This is a genomic window from Pseudomonas shirazica (genome assembly GCF_015168335.1).
In the GTDB taxonomy this organism is placed as follows: Bacteria; Pseudomonadota; Gammaproteobacteria; order Pseudomonadales; family Pseudomonadaceae; genus Aquipseudomonas; species Aquipseudomonas asiatica.
Map to the genome: position 1 here is coordinate 876,945 of NZ_CP063456.1, position 18,884 is coordinate 895,828.

Here is an 18,884-nt window from a genome sequence, read left to right on the forward strand (position 1 = left end):
CGCTCCTACAAGCGTACGCGGTCCCCTGTAGGAGCGGCCTTGTGTCGCGAAAGGGCCGCACAGCGGCCCCCGAATCTAGAACCGATCCAACCGGTAAGCCCCCATCTCCGGTCCACCGGCCCGCTCGGCCAACCGCCCCACCCATTCCGCTGTCACCGCCGCCTGGGTCAAACCCAGGTGCTGATGCCCGAACGCCAACAGCACCCGCCCATCACACACCCGGTCGATCACCGGTAACGAATCTGGCAACGAAGGCCGGAAGCCCATCCACGGCGTCGCTCCCTCAACACTCAGGTCCCTCCGGAACAACCCCTTGCTCAAGCGGTGCAACTGCCAAGCCCGCTGCATGCTCGGCGGCGCGTCCAGCCCGGCGAACTCCACCGTGCCGGCCAGGCGCAGGCCCTCGGCCATGGGCGTCATGATGAACTTGCGCTCCAGCGATGTGACTGCAAACGGCAAACGCTGATGCTCGCCAGGCAACATCAGGTGGTAGCCGCGCTCGGTGTCCAGTGGCACCCGCTTGCCGGTCAGTGCGGCGGTCAACCGCGCGGAATGCGCACCACAACTGATCAGCACCTGGCGGGCATCGAGCGTGCCCTGATCGCTGGCCAGGCTGACCCCGCCGCTGTGCAGCCGCCCGCCATCGACTTGTGCCTGGACAAAACGCACGCCATTGGCCTTGGCCGCTTCGAACAGTTCGCACACCACCCGGTAGGGGTCGATGAAGTGTCCGGTACGCGGGAAGAACAGCCCTCCCAGCAACGACGGGCTCAGTTGCGGCGCCGCCTCGCGCACAGTGTCGGCCGACCAGAAGTCCACCGCCACCGCTTGCTGTTGCATGCGCGTCCGCAAGGCCTCCAGGGCCTGGCGCGACTCCGGCCGCTCGAACACCAGCAGCGAGCCATCTTCCTGAAACAGTTCGCCGCGCCCGATCGAGCCTAGCAGCCGCTGCCAGGCACCCAGGCTGCCTTCGTTCAACGAGCGGATGCCGGCCACGCTGCGCTGGAACGGGCCAGGGCGCAGGTTGAGCAACAGGCGGATGAACCACGGCATGGCCTTGGGCAGGTACTTCCAGTCCAGGCGCAACGGGCCCATCGGGTCCAGCAACATGCGCGGCAGGCGTTTGAGAATCGACAGGTCGGCAATCGGGAATACCTGCTCGGTGGCCAGGTGCCCGGCGTTGCCGTAGGACGCGCCTCGACCGGGTGCCTGGCGGTCGACCAGGGTTACCCGGCGGCCTTTGCGGGCCAGTTGCAGGGCACAGGCGACGCCGACAATGCCGGCGCCGACCACGGCGATATCGGTTTCAGCGGATTCGACCATGCTCAGCCTTCCCGTTTACCGTCGAGCAGGCGCCGAAGCTGCAGCGGGTTGCCGTGTTTCAGTGCCTGCGGCAGCAGGGCATCGGGGAAGTCCTGGTAGCACACCGGGCGCAGGAAGCGCAGGATCGCCGCCGTGCCCACCGAAGTGGTGCGGGCATCGGAGGTGGCCGGGAACGGCCCGCCGTGGACCATCGCGTCGCATACCTCTACACCGGTCGGCCAGCTATTGACCAGGATGCGGCCAGCCTTGCGCTCGAGGGTCGGCAGCAGGGCGCGGGCGCTGTCGATGTCGGCATCGTCCAGTTGCAGGGTGGCGGTCAGTTGGCCTTCCAGATGCTCGGCCACCTGGCGCACTTGCTCATCGTTGGCGCAGGCCACCACCAGCGACGCCGCGCCGAAGACTTCGGCCTGCAAAGCCGGGTCGGCGAGGAACGCTTCGGCCTGGGTCACGAACAGCTGCGCCTGACACTGGTTGGGGCCTTGCCCGGCCTGGCCACTGGCGGCGGCCTGGGCATTGGCGTTTGCGGCCAGGGCGCCGACACCGGCCTGGTAGGCACTGAAGATGCCCGGGGTGAGCATGGTCTGCGCCGCAGCCTGGCGCACGTGTTCGCTGGCGGCGTCGATGAAACGCTGTAACGCCGGCCCTTGACGGGCAATCACCAGGCCGGGGTTGGTGCAGAACTGGCCGGCACCCTGGGTCAGCGAGGCGACGAAGCCTTGTGCCAGTGCCTCGGCGCGGGTCTGCAGGGCGGTGTCGAACAGGAACACCGGGTTGATCGAGCTCATTTCGGCGTACACCGGGATCGGCTCGGGGCGGGCCTGGGCCGCCTGGCACAGCGCAATGCCACCGCTGCGCGAGCCGGTAAAGCCAACGGCCTTGATGCGCGGGTCGCTGACCAGCGCAATGCCCACTTCACGACCGGAGCCGTACAACAGCGAAAACACACCGGCCGGCAAGCCGCACTGCTTCACGGCCTTTGCCACTGCCTGGCCGACCAGCTCGCTGGTGCCCGGGTGGGCGCCGTGGGCCTTGACCACCACCGGGCAACCGGCGGCCAGGGCCGAGGCGGTGTCGCCACCGGCCACCGAGAAGGCCAATGGGAAATTGCTGGCGCCGAATACCGCCACTGGCCCCAGGGCCACCTGGCGCTGGCGCAGGTCGGCACGCGGCAGGGGCTGGCGCTCAGGCAGGGCATTGTCGACCCGCACGTCCAGCCATTCGCCAGCCCGCACCACACGGGCGAAGGTGCGCAACTGGGTGCAGGTGCGGCCACGTTCGCCCTGGATGCGCGCCTTTGGCAGGCCGCTTTCGGCCACGGCGCGATCGATCAGGGCATCACCCAGCGCTTCGATCTGCGTGGCGATGGTTTCGAGGAATTGTGCCCGTTGCTCGAGCGAGGTTTCGCGGTAGGCGTCGAACGCCGCCCAGGCCAGGGCGCAGGCCTGGGCCACGTGTTCGCCGGTGCCGCCGAGGTAGGCCGGTTCCAGTGTCTGGCCGGTGGCCGGGTCGATGCCACGGATGGCTTCGCGGCTGCCGGTTACCGGCGTCTGGCCGATCAGCAGGTTGCCTGTGAGGGTCATGGAGCCTCCTTTGGAATCAATATCAAGAGAGAGCGCGGCCTTTGTAGGAGCGGGTTTACCCGCGAAGCAGGCGACTCGGTGCCTGGCACCGGCTTCGCCGGTGTTCGCGGGTGAACCCGCTCCCACAGGGCTGCGGCTCGGCCTGGAATCAGGTGATCAGGCCAGGTTCTGCTCAGCCGACCAGCTGGCGTACCAGCTGCGGAACAGCGCGTACTGCTGCTCGGCATAGTTGCGCTGGGCGTCGGTCAGCACGTCGGTCTCGTTGAAGTGCAGGCTGTATTCGCTGTCACCGTTCAGCACCATCAGGTGCTTGTAGTAGAGCACCAGGTCGCAGCCTTCATCGAACGACGACAGCACCGCCAGCGCCGCCTCCAGTTCACGCGCCAGGCGGCGGGCCTTGGCATCACCTTTGGCCGCCTGTTTGCTCAGGCTCACCAGGTGCAGCACCTCACGCGGCAGGGCGTTGCCGATGCCGGTGATGACACCGGTGGCGTTGCAGTTGACGAAACCATGTACCACCTGGGTGTCGACGCCGACCATCAGGGTCACGTCGTCATCCTTGGAGGTGATGTGCTCGGCGGCGTAGCGCAGGTCGGCGCCACCGCCGAACTCCTTGAAGCCGATCAGGTTGGGGAACTCGCTGCGCAGTTCGAAGAACAGGTCGGCGCGGGTGGCGAAGCCATAGTAGGGGCTGTTGTAGATCACCGCCGGCAGCTTCGGTGCGGCTGCCAGGATGGCCGAGAAGTGGTGCTTCTGGGCAATCAGCGAGGCGCCGCGGCTGAGCACGCGAGGGATGACCATGAGGCCGGCGGCACCAACCTTGGCCGCGTGGGCGGCGTGGGATACTGCTTCACGGGTGTTCACCGCGCCGGTGCCGACGATGGTCGGGATGCCGGCGGCCACCAGGCGCGCCACGCCTTCCTGGCGCTCTGCTTCGGTCAGCAGCGGCCAGTCGCCCATCGAGCCGCAGTACACCACGGCGCTCATACCGGCCTCGATCAGTTCGCGGCCCTTGCGCACCAGGGCGTCGAAGTCCGGCTTGCGCTCGGCGGTGCAGGGGGTCATCAGGGCGGGCATGGTGCCGGTGAAGATGTTGTTGGTCATTGTTGTCACTCCTCGCGATATTCGTTTTTTTGGAAAAAGCCGGGGTCAGATGCCCCAGGCGAACGGGTCCTGTTCGTCGATCAGCAGGGTGCTGTCGGCGGTCATGTAGGCGCGGCCGGTGATGAACGGGCGAATGCGTTCGCCGTCGCGCTCGTAGCGGCCCTGGAACTGGCTGCCGGTGATACTGGCCTGTACCCAGGTCTGGCCTTCGTCGAGCTTGCCGTCGGCGGCCAGGCAGGCCAGCTTGGCGCTGGTGCCCGTGCCGCAGGGCGAGCGGTCGTAGGCCTTGCCGGGGCACATCACGAAGTTGCGGCTGTCGGCGTTGGCGTCGTCGGCGAACAGTTCGACGTGGTCGATGGGGGCACCGTTTTCACCGGTGATGCCCTGGGCTTCGAGGGCCTTGAGCATCGCCCAGGTGTATTCGGTCAGCGCCTCGCGGTTGCCCAGCTCGATGCGCTGGCCGTGTTCGGAGACGAGGAAAAACCAGTTGCCACCCCAGGCGATGTCGCCGCGCACCGGACCATGGCCGGGCACGTCCACCAGCACTTGCTGGCGGTAGCGGTAGGACGGCACGTTGCCGACGGTGACGGCACCGTCTTCATGCAGGGTGGCGCTGACCTGGCCGATCGGGGTGTCGATCTTGTGCACGCCCGGTGCGATCAGGCCCAGGTGCTGCAACGAGGCGACCAGGCCGATGGTGCCGTGGCCGCACATGTTCAGGTAGCCAGCGTTGTTGAAGAAGATCACCCCGCACGTGGCGTCGGCCGATACCGGTGGGCAGTACAGTGCACCGACCAGCACATCGTTGCCGCGAGGCTCCAGTAGGCAGGCGCGGCGCCACTGGTCGTGCAGCTCGCGCAGTTCATCGCGCTGCTCGGCCATGCTGCGGCCATGCAGTTGCGGGAAGCCTTTCATCACCAGGCGGGTTGGTTCCCCGCCGGTGTGCGAGTCGATGACGTGAATCTGTTTCATGAGCTTGTCCATTCTTTGATCAGCCAAGTCTTGTGCTGTTTGTGCGGGCCTCATCGCCGGCAAGCCAGCTCCCACAGGTATTGCATCGGCCTCTTGGGCAGCGCGGCCCCTGTGGGAGCCGGCTTGCCGGCGATAGGGCAGTAGCCGTTACGGAGCCAGTGCAGCCGGGCGCTGGCCTACCAGAGGTTCATGGCTGGCTTCGCTTTCGTCCTCACCTTCCAGGCGCACCAGGTGGGCAGGCACGCCGGTGGCCGCGCCCCAGTAGTAGATGCCCAGCGCACAAGCGGCCACGACCACGGTGTCGAACGGGTGGCCGAGTACTTCCAGGCCGCCGAAGCTGCCCAGCCACGAAAGCAGGATGGTCACCGCGTAGAAGCCGATCAGCCATGCCGACGAGCGCACTTGCTGGGCCAGCGACAGGTGCTGCGTCGGCACGAAGCGGCCGCACAGTAGGTAAAGCACGAACATCACGATCTGCAGGGCCAGCAGCCACGACACGGTCTTCCAGCCCGACCAGTACACGATCAGCGCGGCGATGATGAATGACAGCGGGCCGAGCACGCCCATGCCCTTGACCCGGAACGGGCGCGGCATGTCGGGGGCGTTGCGGCGCAGGGCGGCGACGGTGACCGGGGCCACGGCGTAGCTCAGTACCAGGGCGGCGGAAACCACGTTGATCAGCGCTTCCCAGGACGGGAACGGCAGGGTCCAGAACACCGACAGGCCAAAGGTCAGCCACAGCGCCGGGCGCGGGATGCCGGACCCGGCGTCGATACGGGTGAAGTACTTGAAGAAGGTGCCGGTCTGCGCCCAGCCATAGACCACGCGCGGGGTGGCGTTCATGTAGATGTTGCCGCAGCCGCTGGGCGAGATCACCGCGTCGGCCACCACCAGATAGGCCAGCCAGCCCACACCCAGGGCCAGGGCGATGTCGCGATAGGGCAGGGCCAGTTCCTTGGTCACCGCGGCCCAGCCGTTGCTCAGCATTTCGGTCGGCACGCTGCCGAGGAAGGCCAGTTGCAGCAGGGCGTAGATCGCGGTGGACAGCAGTACCGAGAGGATCAGCGCGATGGGGATGGTGCGTTGCGGGTTCTTCACCTCGCTGGCCACCGAAATGATCGGCGTCAGGCCCAGGTAGGCGAAGATGATGCCACCGGCCGATACCGCCATTTCAACGCCGGACAGACCGAACGGGGCAAAGCCCTGGACCTCGAAGTTTTCCGGTTTGAAGAAGGTGAACAGCACGCCGATCACCAGCAGCGGCACGATGAACTTGAACACACTGACCAGGTTGTTGGCCTTGGCGAAGGTTTTCACGCTGCGGTAGTTGAGGAAGAAGAACAGCCCCAGCAGGGCGAACTGCACCAGCCAGCCGAGCACGGTCGGGTCGCTGGAGCCGGCCTTGGTCAGCCCGGGGAACCAGGCGGCGGCGTATTGACGCGAAGCGACCACTTCGATGGCGATCAGGCTGGAAAAGGCGATCAGGGTGATAAAGCCCATCAAGTAGCCCAGCAGCGGGCCGTGGGAGTACACCGGGTAGCGCACCACGCCCCCGGCACGCGGCAGGGCAGCACCCAGTTCGCAATAAACGATGCCCAGCAACAGCACGGCGAAGCCGCCAAGGAACCAGGACAGGATGCCGGCCGGGCCGGCGATGGCCGAGACGTGGCTGGCGGCGAACAGCCAGCCGGAGCCGAAGATGGCACCTAGGCCGATGAAGGTGAGGTCCAGCAATGACAACTGTTTTTTGAATTTGCCTGACATGGGTTCGCCTTTTTGTTGGTTATTGGATAGGCAGGTCTGATGTCACGAGATGCGGCTTTTTGGGCCGCGCTCTTGTAGGACTTGGGGCGGCTTGCGTGGGGCATAGAGTGGACCGATCGGGGCGGCGGTTCTTGATGGTTTTCTGCAGGGGGGATGACGAAATCGGCACAGTTGCAAAAAAGCAGTAGCTAGGTGCAGGGGGGTGGAATACGCTCTAGGCCATACTGGGCAAGGGTTTGAGAGATGCAGTGCTGGTGCCTGGCTCTTCGCAGCACAAGGCTGCTCCTACAGAGTCCGCACAAGTCTCGAAGGCAGCGCGCCCCTTGTAGGAGCAGCCTTGCGCTGCGAAGAGGCAGGCACAGCCAACAGAGAACCGACAGATGATCGACACCCCCCTGGCAACCCTGTACCAGTCCCTCGACCAGCACCGCCCCGCCAACCTCGAGGCCCTGCTCGCTGGTGTGTCCCTGCTGCTGCCGATCCTCGACGCCATCCCCAACGCCGCGATCTTCATCAAGGACCCGGCCGCCCGCTATGTGCTGGCCAACAACACCCTGGTCCAGCGCTGTGGCCTCAAGCGCCTGCAACCGCTGCTGGGCAAGACCAGCGCCGAAGTGTTCCCGGCACAGCTGGGCCCCGGCTACACCGAGCAGGACCGTCGCGTTCTCAAGGAGGGTTTGGTGCTGGAAGACCAGCTGGAGCTGCATCTTTACGGCAGCCGCGAGCCTGGCTGGTGCCTGACCCACAAGCGCCCGCTGTACAACCGTGCCGGCGAGATCATTGGCCTGGTCGGCATCTCGGTCGACTTGCAGTCAGCCGCCGACAGCCATCCCGCCTACCAGCGCCTGGCAGCGGTGGACGAGCATATCCGGCGGCATTTCCACCAGCCGATCAGCATGGGCGAGCTGACCCGTATCGCTGGCATTTCCGTGGCCCAGCTGGAGCGCTACTGCAAGCGGGTGTTCCACCTCACGCCACGGCAGATGATCCACAAGGCACGCCTGGAGCACGCCCACCGTTTGCTGCATTCGGAACTGCCGATCACTGAAGTGGCGATGTGCTGCGGCTATACCGACCACAGCGCCTTCAGCCGCCAGTTCAAGCAACTGACCGGCTTCACCCCGCGCCAGTACCGCCAGGCAACCAGCGCTCAGTTGGCCTGAAACAGCGCCCGCGCCTCATCGAAGCACTGCTCGGCAATTGCCGAACGCGGTTCGCTGCGGCGCAGCAGTAGGCCGACCGGGCTGTGGATGGCGGCGTCGGCCACCGGCAGGATGCGCAGGTGCTCGCTCAGGTCTTCCAGGCCGCAGTCCAGCGGCATGACCGCACAGCACATGCCGGTGTTGATGGCTTGGATCAGCTGGAAGCTCGAGTCGCTTTCCAGTACCGCATTCGGCTCAAGGCCACGGCTGCGGAAACTCAGGTCCAGCGACTGGCGGTAGTGCATGCCTTTGCTCAGCAGGCCCAGCGGAATGTCGCCCAGCTCGTCCCAGCGCAGGGTGTCGCTGGCGAACTGGAAGTGCCGGGTATCGTGCAGCAGGCCCATGGTGGTGGTGCCCAGTTCTATCACTTCGAAGAAGCTGGTGTTGACCTGGTCCAGGTAGCAGATGCCCAGGTCGAGCTGGTTGCGGCTGAGTCCGTCGATCACCTGTTCCGAGCTGAGCGAGCTGATCTGGAAGTGCAGTTCGGGGTATTTTTCACGCAGCGGCAGCAGCAGGTGCATGGGGTTGAAGCTGGCCAGCGGCACCGTGCCCAGGCGCAGGCTGCCGACCACCTGGCCGCGGCAACTGGCGGCTTCGGCCTGCAAGCCATCGTGCGCGGCGAGCAGGGTACGGGCCCAGGCCAGGATTCGCTCGCCCGCTTCGGTGAAACCTTCGAAGCGCTGGCCGCGCTTGACCAGTACCAGGTCCAGCTCGTCCTCCAGGTTGCGCAGGCGCATGGACAGCGTCGGCTGGGTGATATGGCACAGCGCCGCCGCCTGGCCGAAGTGGCGGGTCTGGTCGAGGGCGATGAGGAATTTGAGCTGCTTGATGTCCATGGAGGTGCCTGGTATCGGGTTATGCAGACCTTAACCCACGTCTGCGATAGATGTCATTGATGAGTCGGTACGCCATATCGATTGGACGCCCCCGGGCCATGCCTCTAGCGTGGCGGCAATGCCACTCGAGGAGCCGAACCGTGCGCGTCCAACCCGATGCGGTCTTCGTACCGCTCAACATCGCCGTGCTGACAGTCAGCGATACCCGTACCTACGACAACGACACTTCCGGTGAGCTGCTGGCCAGCCGCTCGGTGGAGATCGGCCACCGCCTGGTGGCGCGGGCGTTGCTCAAGGACGACCTTTACAAGATCCGCGCCCAGGTCGCCACCTGGATTGCCGACGAACAGGTGCAGGTGGTGCTGATCACCGGCGGTACCGGTTTTACCGGGCGTGACAGCACGCCGGAAGCGGTCGAGTGCTTGCTGGACAAGCGCATCGATGGCTTTGGCGAACTGTTCCGGGCCCTGTCGATTCTCGATATCGGCACCTCGACCGTGCAGAGCCGGGCGCTGGCCGGGCTGTCCAACCGCACGTTGGTGTGCTGCCTGCCGGGCTCCACCGGGGCCTGCCGTACGGCGTGGGAGGGCATCCTGGCGGAGCAGCTGGATGCGCGGCACCGGCCGTGCAACTTCGTCAAGCACCTGAAACCGATCGAGGCCTGTGCAAGCCGGGGCTGATCTTTCGTCTGTCCTGGCCTCTTCGCGGGCTTGCCCGCTCCCACAGGTACTCCACAGGTCTTGAGGGCAGTGGTGACCCTGTGGGAGCGGGCAAGCCCGCGAAGAGGCCAGGACAGGCAACAACAATTGCTCAGCTCAATACATGGTCCACCGGCAACAAAACCGGCGGTAGCTGTTGTTCCCCCAACCCCGCCAGCACATCGCGCTCCACGGTCCGCACCATGGCATCGGTCGGCAGGTCGTTCTCATCGCGCCCGAACGGGTCTTCCAGTTCGTTGCCAATCGCATCCAGCCCGAAGAACGTGTACCCCACGATGGTGGTGAACAGCGGCGCCAGCCAGCCCAGCGGCTCGGCCAGGGCAAACGGCAGCAGCAGGCAGAAGATGTAGATGGTGCGGTGCAGCAACAGCGTGTAGGGGAACGGCAACGGCGTGCCCTTGATCCGCTCGCAGGTAGCCTGCACTTCGGTCAGCCCCACCAGCCGCTGCTCCAGCAGGCTGTAGCGCCAGTCACTGATCTGCTGCTGTGTTGCCAGCCGCGAGCAGTGCCCGCCGATTTCGCGCAGGATGGCGTCGCACACGTTGTGCGGGCTGATCGCATCGGGCCGGGCCAGCCAGGGCCGGGCGGCGGCCAGTTCGTCCTCGCTGCGCAGCCGAGCATTCAGCGCATGGGCAAAGCCGCACAGGCTGCGCAACAGTTCGGCACGCAGGGTTTCGTCGGTAATCACCAGGCTTTCGCGCACGAACGAACGGGTTTCGATGATCAGCTTGCCCCAGGCCTTGCGCCCCTCCCACCAGCGGTCATAGCAGGCGTTGTTGCGAAAACTCATGAAAATCGACAGTGACAGGCCCAGCAAGGTGAACGGGGTGGCGCTGACCGGGTAGAAAAACGCCGGGAAATGCCGCTCGACCAACACGATCAGCGCGGCCAGCAGGGTGATCGTCAGGCAACGCAGGGCGATGCGCTTGACGATCGAACCCTTGAGGGTGAACAGCACACGCAGCACATCGGGGGTGGGGTGGACGATCATGGAAATCCAGAGACGGCTGCCTAGCCGCCGGTCATGTTCATGAAACGCAGGATCTGCACGTCGCCACCGACTTCGAAATGATGGCGGTAGGGCTTGAGGTGCAAGGAATCACGAATGGCCTTTTCCAGGCGTTCGGGGTTGCCGGGGTGGGCGCGCAGCACCTGCTTCAGGTCCACCGAGTGTTCATTGCCCAGGCACAGCAGCAGGCGGCCTTCGACGGTGAGTCGCACGCGGTTGCAGGTGGCGCAGAAGTTGTGGCTGTGTGGCGAAATGAAGCCGACCCGAGTATTGGCGGCTTCGGCCAGGCGCCAGTAGCGGGCGGGGCCCTGGGACGACTCGGTCGATTCGACCAATGTGAACTGCTCGGCCAGCAGCACACGTACTTCGTCACTGGAGCAGAACGACTCGCCGCGTTCATGTTCGCTGATCACGCCCAAGGGCATTTCTTCGATGAAGGTGATGTCCAGTTCGCGGTCGATGGCAAAGCGCACCAGGTCGACCAGTTCGTGGTCGTTGCGGCCTTTGAGGACTACGCAGTTGAGCTTGGTGCGCTTGAAACCGGCCTGGCGGGCGGCGTCGATGCCGGCGATCACCTGGTGCAGGTCGCCGGTGCGGGTCAGTTGCTTGAAGCGCTCGGCGTCCAGGCTGTCGAGGCTGATGTTCAGGCGCGTGACACCTGCGTCGAACAGCGGCTGGGCCAGGCGCCCGAGTTGCGAGCCGTTGCTGGTCAGGCACAACTCGCGCAGGCCGGGCAGGGCGGCGATCCGCCCGCACAGGTCGACGATGCCCTGGCGCACCAGCGGCTCGCCGCCGGTCAGGCGGATCTTGCGGGTACCAAGGGCGACGAAGCGCTCGGCCACCTGGAGCAGTTCCTCGAGGCTGAGGATTTGTTGGCGCGGCAGGAACTGCATGTCTTCGGCCATGCAGTACACGCAACGGAAGTCGCAGCGGTCGGTGACCGACATCCGCAGGTAGTCGATTTTCCGGTTGAAGCCGTCGATCAGGGCCCGGCTGTTCTGTTCCACGTTCGCGCTCGAATGGATTGGGACTCGATCCAAGCTATAACTTGGGCGCAGGGCCGTCAAATTGCTTTGTCCGACCGATTGATCGATGGCCTCTATCATGGCTGCAGGTCACGCATTTCAAAATGTTGACCGCGTCGCACCGTTCGCGGGCATGCCCGCTCCCACAGGGTTATCGCTGCTCTCGGGAACTGCACTGAACCTGTGGGAGCGGGCGCGCCCGCGAACGGGCTAACACCATTTCCGGCCCATGATCGAAACCGCCTATCACCCCGTAAGATCTTTCGATTGGACGGCTCTACCCCACGCTCCATAGGCTGAAAAAAAGCATCGAAGCGTGAGGATTCACCGCATGAGCCAGGACCAACATATCAGGGACTACAAAGGCGCCGCCGCCGGCTGGGGGGCGCTCAAGAGCGTGACCAAGAGCTGGCTGGGCAGCGACAATGCCTTCAAGAACCTGCGGGCCATGCTCAAGACCAACCAGAACGGCGGCTTCGACTGCCCCGGCTGCGCCTGGGGCGAGTCGCCGGAAAACGACATGGTCAAGTTCTGCGAGAACGGCGCCAAGGCGGTCAATTGGGAAGCCACCGGCCGCTCGGTGGACCCGGCATTCTTCGCCAGGTACAGCGTCAGTGCGCTGGCCGAGCAGACCGACTACTGGCTGGAGTACCAGGGCCGCCTGACCCACCCGATGCGCTACGACGCGGCCACCGACCACTATGTCGAAACCAGCTGGGAAGAAGCCTTTGCGCTGGTTGCCCAACACTTGCGCGCACTCGAATCGCCCGACCAGGCCGAGTTCTACACCTCGGGCCGGGCCAGCAACGAGGCGGCGTTCCTCTACCAGCTGTTCGTCCGCGCCTACGGCACCAACAACTTCCCCGACTGCTCGAACATGTGCCATGAAGCCAGCGGCGTGGGCATGTCGGAAACCCTCGGCGTGGGCAAGGGCACCGTGGTGTTCCACGATCTGGAACTGGCCGATGCCATCTTCGTCATCGGCCAGAACCCCGGCACCAACCACCCGCGCATGCTCGAACCGCTGCGTGAAGCGGTGAAGCGTGGTGCCCAGGTGGTCTGCTTCAACCCGCTCAAGGAGCGCGGCCTGGAGCGCTTCCAACACCCGCAGCACCCGTTCGAGATGCTCAGCAATGGCTCCGAACCAACCAACACGGCCTACTTCCGCCCGGCCCTGGGCGGCGACATGGCAGTGATGCGCGGCATTGCCAAGTACCTGCTGCAGTGGGAGCGCGAAGCCCAGGCCAATGGCGAACCGGCAGTGTTCGACCATGCCTTCATCGCCGAGCACACCAGTGGCATCGACGCATACCTGGAAACCGTGGATGCCACGCCCTGGGCGCACATCGTCGAGCAATCGGGCCTGACCCAGGCCGAGATCGAACTGGCCGCGCGCATGTACCGCAAGGCCGAACGGGTGATCATGTGCTGGGCCATGGGCGTCACCCAGCACCGCCACTCGGTGCCGACCGTTCAGGAAATCGTCAACCTGCAGCTGCTGCGCGGCAACGTCGGCAAGCCCGGCGCCGGCCTGTCACCGGTGCGTGGCCACAGCAACGTGCAGGGCGACCGCACCATGGGCATCGACGAGAAGCCCGGGGCGGCGCTGCTCGATGCCATCGAAAAACGCTTCCAGTTCCGCGTGCCGCGTGCCCACGGGCACAACGCCGTGCTGGCGATCAAGGCCATGGAAGAGGGGCGGGCCAAAGTGTTCATCGGCCTGGGCGGCAACTTTGCCCAGGCCACGCCGGATACGCCGCGCACCCATGCGGCCATGCGCAATTGCGCGCTGACCGTGCAGATTTCCACCAAGCTCAACCGCTCGCACCTGGTCACCGGCCGCGATGCGTTGATCCTGCCGTGCCTGGGCCGTACCGAAATCGACATGCAGGCCAGCGGGCCGCAAGGCGTGACCGTGGAGGACACCTTCAGCATGGTGCACATCTCCCACGGCCAGCTGCGCCCGCGCTCGCCGCACCTGCGCTCGGAGCCGTGGATCATCGCCGGCATGGCCCAGGCGACCCTGGGCAAGCAGCCGATCGACTGGGAGTACGCTGTTGCCGACTACGGCCGCATCCGCAGCATGATTGCCGATGTGATCCCCGGCTTTGCTGCTTTCAACGAGCGCCTGCAGCATCCGGGCGGCTTCCACCTGGGCAACAATGCCGCCGACCGTACCTGGCGCACGGCCACAGGCAAGGCGCGCTTCAGCCCGCACCAGCTGCCGGAGCAACTGGTGAATGCAAAGGTGCTGGCGCGCGGCGACAAGCCCGACCTGATCCTGCAGACCCTGCGCTCGCACGATCAGTACAACACCACCCTGTATGGCCTGGACGACCGTTATCGCGGGGTGTTCGGCCTGCGTGAAGTGGTGTTCGTCAACGAGGTGGACATCCGCCGTATGGGCTTCGAGCCGGGCGAGCATGTGGACCTGGTGTCGCTGTGGGAGGATGGCGTGGAGCGGCGGGTGTCGGGCTTCCGCCTGGTGGCGTATGACGTGCCCGAGGGGCAGGCGGCGGCGTACTACCCTGAGACCAACCCGCTGGTGCCGCTGGAAAGCTATGGCGAGGGGACCTATACCCCGACCTCGAAGTTCGTGGCGATCAAGGTCGAGAAAGCCAAGGCCGGCAACCGGATTGCGGCGGTGCTGGCCGCGGATTGACAGGTAGCCTGCAAGGGCCCTATCGCCGGCAAGCCAGTTCCCACAGGGACCGCACAGATTTCAGAACCTGTGACGTACCTGTGGGAGCTGGCTTGCCGGCGATAGGGCCGGTACTGCCATACAGGAATCAGGAACGGTTCACCGGGTAAGCCGTGGTGTATTTCATCTGCTCCATGGCAAAACTGGAAGTGATGTTCGACAGCCCATCAGTACTGGTGATCAGCTTTTTGTAAAACCGGTCGTACGCCGCAATATCCCCCACCACCACCCGCAGCATGTAATCCCAGTCTCCCGACATGCGGTAGAACTCCATCACTTCCTCGAACCCGGTCACGGTCGCGGCAAACTGCTCCAGCCAGGCGCTGTCGTGGCGCTGGGTCTTGAGCTGGACGAACACCGTCAGCCCCAGCCCCAGCCGTTCAGGGTCGAGCAAGGCGACACGGCCGACAATGTAGCCGTCTTCCTCCAGGCGCCTGACCCGCTTCCAGCACGGTGTGGTGGAGAGGTTGACGGCCTCGGCCAGGTCCTTGAGCGAGATCGAGGCGTCGCGCTGAAGCAGGGTGAGAATGTGCTGGTCGAAGCTGTCCATATCGCGCGTGGGCCGTGGAGAAAAATATTTCACAGATTACCCCAAGGCTAGAAGATTTGGGTTGTGCGATAGTGGCGACTTTCACTCTGCCAATGGGCCTGACCATGTCCGACAAGCCGCGCAATTTCGCCACCCGTACCATTCACGCCGGTGAGCAGTTCAGCGTCGCCGATAACGCTATTTTCCCGGCGATCGTCACCGCCAGCTCGTTCACCAAGCGCAGCCTGGACGACAAACCGGAATACTCCTACAGCCGTGTCGGCAACCCCACCCGGCATGCCTATGAAACCTGTGTCGCCGCCCTGGAAGAGGGCGTTGGCGCGGTCGCCTGCGCCTCGGGCGTGAACGCCACCGCCACCGTGCTGGAGCTGCTGCCCAAGGATGCCCACGTGGTGGTGATGAACGGCGTATACGGCGGTACCTTCCGCATCATGGAAGACTACCGCAGCCGCACCTCGGGCCTGACCACCACCTACGTCGACCTCAACGACCTCGAGGCGGTGGCCGCCGCCATCAAGCCGGAAACCCAGCTGATCTGGATCGAATCGCCGACCAACCCGTTGCTGCACCTGGTCGACATCAAGGCGGTGTGCGACCTGGCCAAGGCACGGGGCATCCTCACTTGCATCGACAACACCTTCTGCTCGCCGTGGAACCAGCGCCCGATCACCCTGGGCGTGGACCTGGTGATGCACTCGGCCAGCAAGTACATCGGCGGCCACTCCGACCTCACCGGTGGCGTGGTGGTAGCTGCCAATGATGCGCTGTTGGCGCGCCTGCGCCGCATCAGCATGGCGATTGGCGCGGTGCAGGGGCCGTTCGACTGCTACCTGGCCCTGCGCGGTCTGAAGACCCTGGATGTGCGCATGGAGCGCCAGTGTGCCAATGCCCTGCAGGTGGCGCGCTTCCTCGAAAGCCACGCGCAGATCGATCAGGTGTATTACCCGGGGTTGGAAAGTCACCCGCAACATGAGTTGTGCAAACGGCAGATGCGCAGTGGCGGGGCGGTGGTGGCGATGAAGGTCAAGGGCGACCGGGCTGCGCTAAACCGCTTGGTGGAGGCGCTGCAGATCTTCGTGCTGGCCGACTCGCTGGGCGGGGTGGAAAGCATGATCAACCACTCCTGGAGCATGTCGCACTGCTCGCTGAGCCCGGAGCAGAAGGGCGTGATGGGCATCAGCGAAAACCTGCTGCGGTTGTCGGTGGGGATCGAGGATTACCGCGACCTGGTCGAGGATCTGGATGGGGCATTGAAGGCTGCGGCTGCTGGCTCGTGATGATGCGGTTGTAGGAGCGGCCTTGTGTCGCGATGGGCTGCGCAGCAGCCCCAGAATCTATGTCTCTGTCGAGATTTTCGGGGCTGCTGCGCAGCCCATCGCGACACAAGGCCGCTCCTACAGGGGGCCGTGCAGGCCTGTGGTATCTATCTGGATTTGGGCGGATGAATGATCCGTTCGATCTTGTCCTTGATCAGCAAGCGCTCCTTGCGCAGGCGGTTGACGGTTTCGTCGTTGGTGCCGTTGCCTTCGGCAGCGACCACCTCTTTGTCTTTTGCGTTGTATTCCTTGTGCAGTGAGTGCAGCGTCTGGTCCTTGTCCATGAGCGCCTGGAATGCATCAGCGGTAACGTGCAGGTCAGCGAGCAGATCATGCGGAACTGGCATTTCTTCACCTCTGTCGGGGGTTGGCGGATGGTTCTGACCTTTGAGGATAGTCGTCTTTGCGCAGGTAGGGGACTGGGGTAGGCTGTCGCATCTCCCCCGTGACCCGGAACCTGCGCCATGCCTCACCTGAACCTGGAATACAGCGACAACCTGCGTGAGCTGAATGTCGACGTCCTGCTGCTGCGCCTGAACCATGCCCTGGTCGGCAGTGGCCAGTTCGCCGACGAGGCCGATATCAAAAGCCGCGCCGAAGCCTTCAAGCACTATCGGGTGGGCACCGCGCCCGGCGAGCGTGCCTTTGCCCATGTGCGCCTGGCCATCCTCAGCGGGCGCTCGCCCGAGGTGAAGACGCAACTGTCCACCAGCCTGCTCGACGTGTTGCGTGACGCCATCCCCGAGCAACCCGGGCTTGATATCCAGCTGTGCGTGGAAGTGCTGGACATCGACCGCGAGCCGTATGCCAAGGCACGCCTGCCAGGCTGAACAAGCGCTGAATGAACTTCTTTTAATGTAGAAAAGGCGCCTGCTCACGAATTTGTTGGCGTCTTTTTCACAAAATATTGATGGCACGCTTTCTAGAGTTCAGCCAAGTTTCCCCGGTGCCGCGCAGGCCCTCGGGCTGATAATCACTCTTGATTGCGAACACTGATGCTCAACTTCAAATCCCTGCGGACTGAATGGGTCACGCTGCTGGCCAGCCTTTACCTGCTGATAGGCTTCAATGTCTTCCTCTGGCAGCATCTCGAACAGGTCGTGCCGCCCGGTTTGCCGGGGCTTTGGCTGAGCCTGGCGTTTGCCGTGCTGATGCTGTTCGCGTTCAACCTTATCCTTACGTTGTTCGCCTTCCGTTATGTATTGAAGCCAATACTTATCGTGTTGTTCATGAGTGGCGCGGGTGTGGCTTACTTCATGAACCAGTACGGCGTACTCATTGACGCGGGCATGTTCCGCAATATTGCGGAAACCAACGTGGCGGAAGTGCGTGACCTGCTTTCGTTGAAGTTTGCCTTGTATATCCTGGGCCTCGGTGTGGTGCCTTCGCTGCTGTTGTGGAAGGCGCCGATCGCCTATCGCGCCTGGCACCGTGAACTGCTCGGCAAGCTGGTGGTTGGCAGTGCCTGCGTGGTGGCCCTGGGCTCGGTGGCACTGGTCAACTACCAGGGCCTTTCGTCGCTGTTTCGCAACCACCACGAACTGCGCCTGATGCTCACCCCCAGCAATATCGTGGGTGCCTCCATCGGTTATGTCAGCGAGCGCGTCGGTACCGCATCACGGCCCTTCCAGCATTACGGCGAAGATGCCAAGCGTGACGCTGCCTGGCAAAAGCATGAACGCAAGTCGCTGACTGTACTGGTGGTGGGTGAAAGTGCGCGGGCAGATCACTTCGGCGTGCTCGGCTACAACCGCGATACCACACCGAACCTTGCCAGGGAGCAGGGCCTGCTGGCGTTCTCCGATGTTCACTCCTGCGGCACGGAAACCGCCGTTTCGGTGCCCTGCATGTTCTCTGGCATGAAGCGCAAGGACTACGATGCCCGCGTGGCGAAGAACCGCGAAGGGTTGCTGGACATCCTCCAGCGGACCGGCCTGGCGGTGCAGTGGCGTGACAATCAATCGGGCTGCAAGGGTACCTGCGACCGCGTGCAATTCATCGATGTCAGCAAACTCAAGGACCCGCAGTTGTGCGCTGATGGTGAATGCCATGACCAGATCCTGCTGCAGGGCCTGGGTGAGCTGATCGACAACCTCGACAAGGACACCGTGCTGGTGCTGCACCAGATGGGCAGCCACGGGCCTGAATACTTCAAGCGCTACCCCGGCGCCGACCAGCGCTTTGCCCCGGTGTGCCAGAGCAACGCGCTGGACCAGTGCAGCGAACAGGAAATCGTCAACGGTTACGACAACACCCTGGCCTATACCGACAAGGTGCTGGCCTCGCTGATCGATACCCTGCGCAGCAAGCAGGACAAGGTCGACACGGCGATGATCTACCTGTCCGACCATGGCGAGTCGCTGGGTGAGTACAACCTGTTCCTGCACGGCACGCCTTACGCCATCGCCCCCGAGCAGCAGAAGCACGTGCCGTTGCTGACCTGGTTCTCCGACAGCTACAAGGAGGACTTCGGCGTCGACACCGACTGCCTGGCTAAGCTCAGCGATGCGCCGCTGTCGCAGGACAACCTGTTCCACTCGATGCTCGGCCTGTTGCAGGTGCGTACCGAGGTCTACCAGCAATCGCTGGACATGTTCGCCAGCTGCCGGCCGTGGCTGGCGGCCAAGCGCTGAGTCTGACTGCACACGGGCACTGTAGGAGCAGCCTTGTGCTGCGAAGGGGCCGGTACAGCCAATACAGCACCATGATCAGTGCACCGGCTCTTTCGCAGCACAAGGCTGCTCCTACAAAAAGGCGCCGGTGCAGCACCGTTTATCTATTCC

16 protein-coding genes are annotated in these 18,884 nt (G+C 64.3%); 6 read left to right on the forward strand and 10 right to left on the reverse strand.

The window, feature by feature from the left end; translation table 11 throughout:
• Positions 1-75 precede the first annotated feature (75 nt).
• The 5 genes from IMX18_RS04110 to IMX18_RS04130 form a co-directional block, all read right to left on the reverse strand.
• Positions 76-1,323 carry an NAD(P)/FAD-dependent oxidoreductase gene (locus tag IMX18_RS04110; protein WP_217191246.1) on the reverse strand — a complete coding sequence of 416 codons (1,248 nt, stop codon included), beginning with the start codon at positions 1,321-1,323 and terminating at the stop codon, positions 76-78.
• 2 nt (positions 1,324-1,325) lie between these two features.
• Positions 1,326-2,903 (reverse strand): aldehyde dehydrogenase (NADP(+)), encoded by a 1,578-nt coding sequence (locus IMX18_RS04115; RefSeq protein ID WP_054573755.1) that lies wholly within the window; start codon positions 2,901-2,903, stop codon positions 1,326-1,328.
• Between the two features lie 156 nt (positions 2,904-3,059).
• A complete protein-coding gene (locus IMX18_RS04120; RefSeq protein WP_217191244.1) occupies positions 3,060-4,007 on the reverse strand; it encodes a dihydrodipicolinate synthase family protein in 948 nt (315 codons plus the stop codon).
• A gap of 45 nt (positions 4,008-4,052) precedes the next feature.
• Positions 4,053-4,979, reverse strand: coding sequence for a 4-hydroxyproline epimerase (locus tag IMX18_RS04125; protein WP_137137664.1), 927 nt, complete (start codon positions 4,977-4,979; stop codon positions 4,053-4,055).
• A gap of 147 nt (positions 4,980-5,126) precedes the next feature.
• The gene (locus IMX18_RS04130) at positions 5,127-6,743 is read right to left on the reverse strand and encodes an APC family permease (RefSeq protein WP_100413333.1); all 1,617 of its coding nucleotides are present in this window, start codon (positions 6,741-6,743) and stop codon (positions 5,127-5,129) included.
• Positions 6,744-7,123: 380 nt separating this feature from the next.
• Here IMX18_RS04130 and IMX18_RS04135 point away from each other — a divergent pair, with 380 nt between their 5' ends.
• Positions 7,124-7,906: an AraC family transcriptional regulator gene (locus IMX18_RS04135; protein WP_015271364.1), complete on the forward strand. Its 783-nt coding sequence runs from the start codon at positions 7,124-7,126 to the stop codon at positions 7,904-7,906.
• Here IMX18_RS04135 and IMX18_RS04140 read toward each other — a convergent pair.
• A complete protein-coding gene (locus IMX18_RS04140; protein ID WP_015271363.1) occupies positions 7,894-8,781 on the reverse strand; it encodes a LysR family transcriptional regulator in 888 nt (295 codons plus the stop codon). The two genes, IMX18_RS04135 and IMX18_RS04140, sit on opposite strands and share 13 nt — an antisense overlap.
• 140 nt (positions 8,782-8,921) lie before the next feature.
• Here IMX18_RS04140 and moaB point away from each other — a divergent pair, with 140 nt between their 5' ends.
• Positions 8,922-9,461, forward strand: a complete 540-nt coding sequence (gene moaB, locus IMX18_RS04145; protein WP_003259533.1) for a molybdenum cofactor biosynthesis protein B — start codon at positions 8,922-8,924, stop codon at positions 9,459-9,461.
• Between the two features lie 130 nt (positions 9,462-9,591).
• Here the strand turns inward: moaB and IMX18_RS04150 are convergent, their stop codons facing one another.
• Positions 9,592-10,491: a bestrophin family protein gene (locus IMX18_RS04150; protein ID WP_015271362.1), complete on the reverse strand. Its 900-nt coding sequence runs from the start codon at positions 10,489-10,491 to the stop codon at positions 9,592-9,594.
• A gap of 20 nt (positions 10,492-10,511) precedes the next feature.
• Positions 10,512-11,516: a GTP 3',8-cyclase MoaA gene (moaA, locus tag IMX18_RS04155; protein ID WP_015271361.1), complete on the reverse strand. Its 1,005-nt coding sequence runs from the start codon at positions 11,514-11,516 to the stop codon at positions 10,512-10,514.
• A gap of 349 nt (positions 11,517-11,865) precedes the next feature.
• On the opposite strand from moaA, the gene IMX18_RS04160 reads away from it, so the two are divergent.
• Positions 11,866-14,196 (forward strand): FdhF/YdeP family oxidoreductase, encoded by a 2,331-nt coding sequence (locus tag IMX18_RS04160; protein ID WP_054573757.1) that lies wholly within the window; start codon positions 11,866-11,868, stop codon positions 14,194-14,196.
• A 127-nt stretch (positions 14,197-14,323) separates the two neighbouring features.
• Here IMX18_RS04160 and IMX18_RS04165 read toward each other — a convergent pair whose 3' ends face one another.
• Positions 14,324-14,785 (reverse strand): Lrp/AsnC family transcriptional regulator, encoded by a 462-nt coding sequence (locus IMX18_RS04165; RefSeq protein WP_013973772.1) that lies wholly within the window; start codon positions 14,783-14,785, stop codon positions 14,324-14,326.
• A gap of 92 nt (positions 14,786-14,877) precedes the next feature.
• Here IMX18_RS04165 and IMX18_RS04170 point away from each other — a divergent pair, with 92 nt between their 5' ends.
• Positions 14,878-16,062 (forward strand): trans-sulfuration enzyme family protein, encoded by a 1,185-nt coding sequence (locus IMX18_RS04170; protein WP_015271358.1) that lies wholly within the window; start codon positions 14,878-14,880, stop codon positions 16,060-16,062.
• A gap of 146 nt (positions 16,063-16,208) precedes the next feature.
• Here the strand turns inward: IMX18_RS04170 and IMX18_RS04175 are convergent, their stop codons facing one another.
• On the reverse strand, positions 16,209-16,448 hold the full coding sequence (locus IMX18_RS04175; RefSeq protein WP_054573758.1) for an HP1242/YdcH family protein: 240 nt from the start codon (positions 16,446-16,448) through the stop codon (positions 16,209-16,211).
• 117 nt (positions 16,449-16,565) lie between these two features.
• Between IMX18_RS04175 and IMX18_RS04180 the strand changes: the two genes are divergently transcribed.
• Together IMX18_RS04180 and IMX18_RS04185 are read left to right on the forward strand one after the other, a co-directional pair.
• Positions 16,566-16,931, forward strand: coding sequence for a 5-carboxymethyl-2-hydroxymuconate Delta-isomerase (locus tag IMX18_RS04180; RefSeq protein WP_085665276.1), 366 nt, complete (start codon positions 16,566-16,568; stop codon positions 16,929-16,931).
• Between the two features lie 165 nt (positions 16,932-17,096).
• A complete protein-coding gene (locus IMX18_RS04185; protein ID WP_054573760.1) occupies positions 17,097-18,734 on the forward strand; it encodes a phosphoethanolamine transferase in 1,638 nt (545 codons plus the stop codon).
• Positions 18,735-18,884 lie beyond the last annotated feature (150 nt).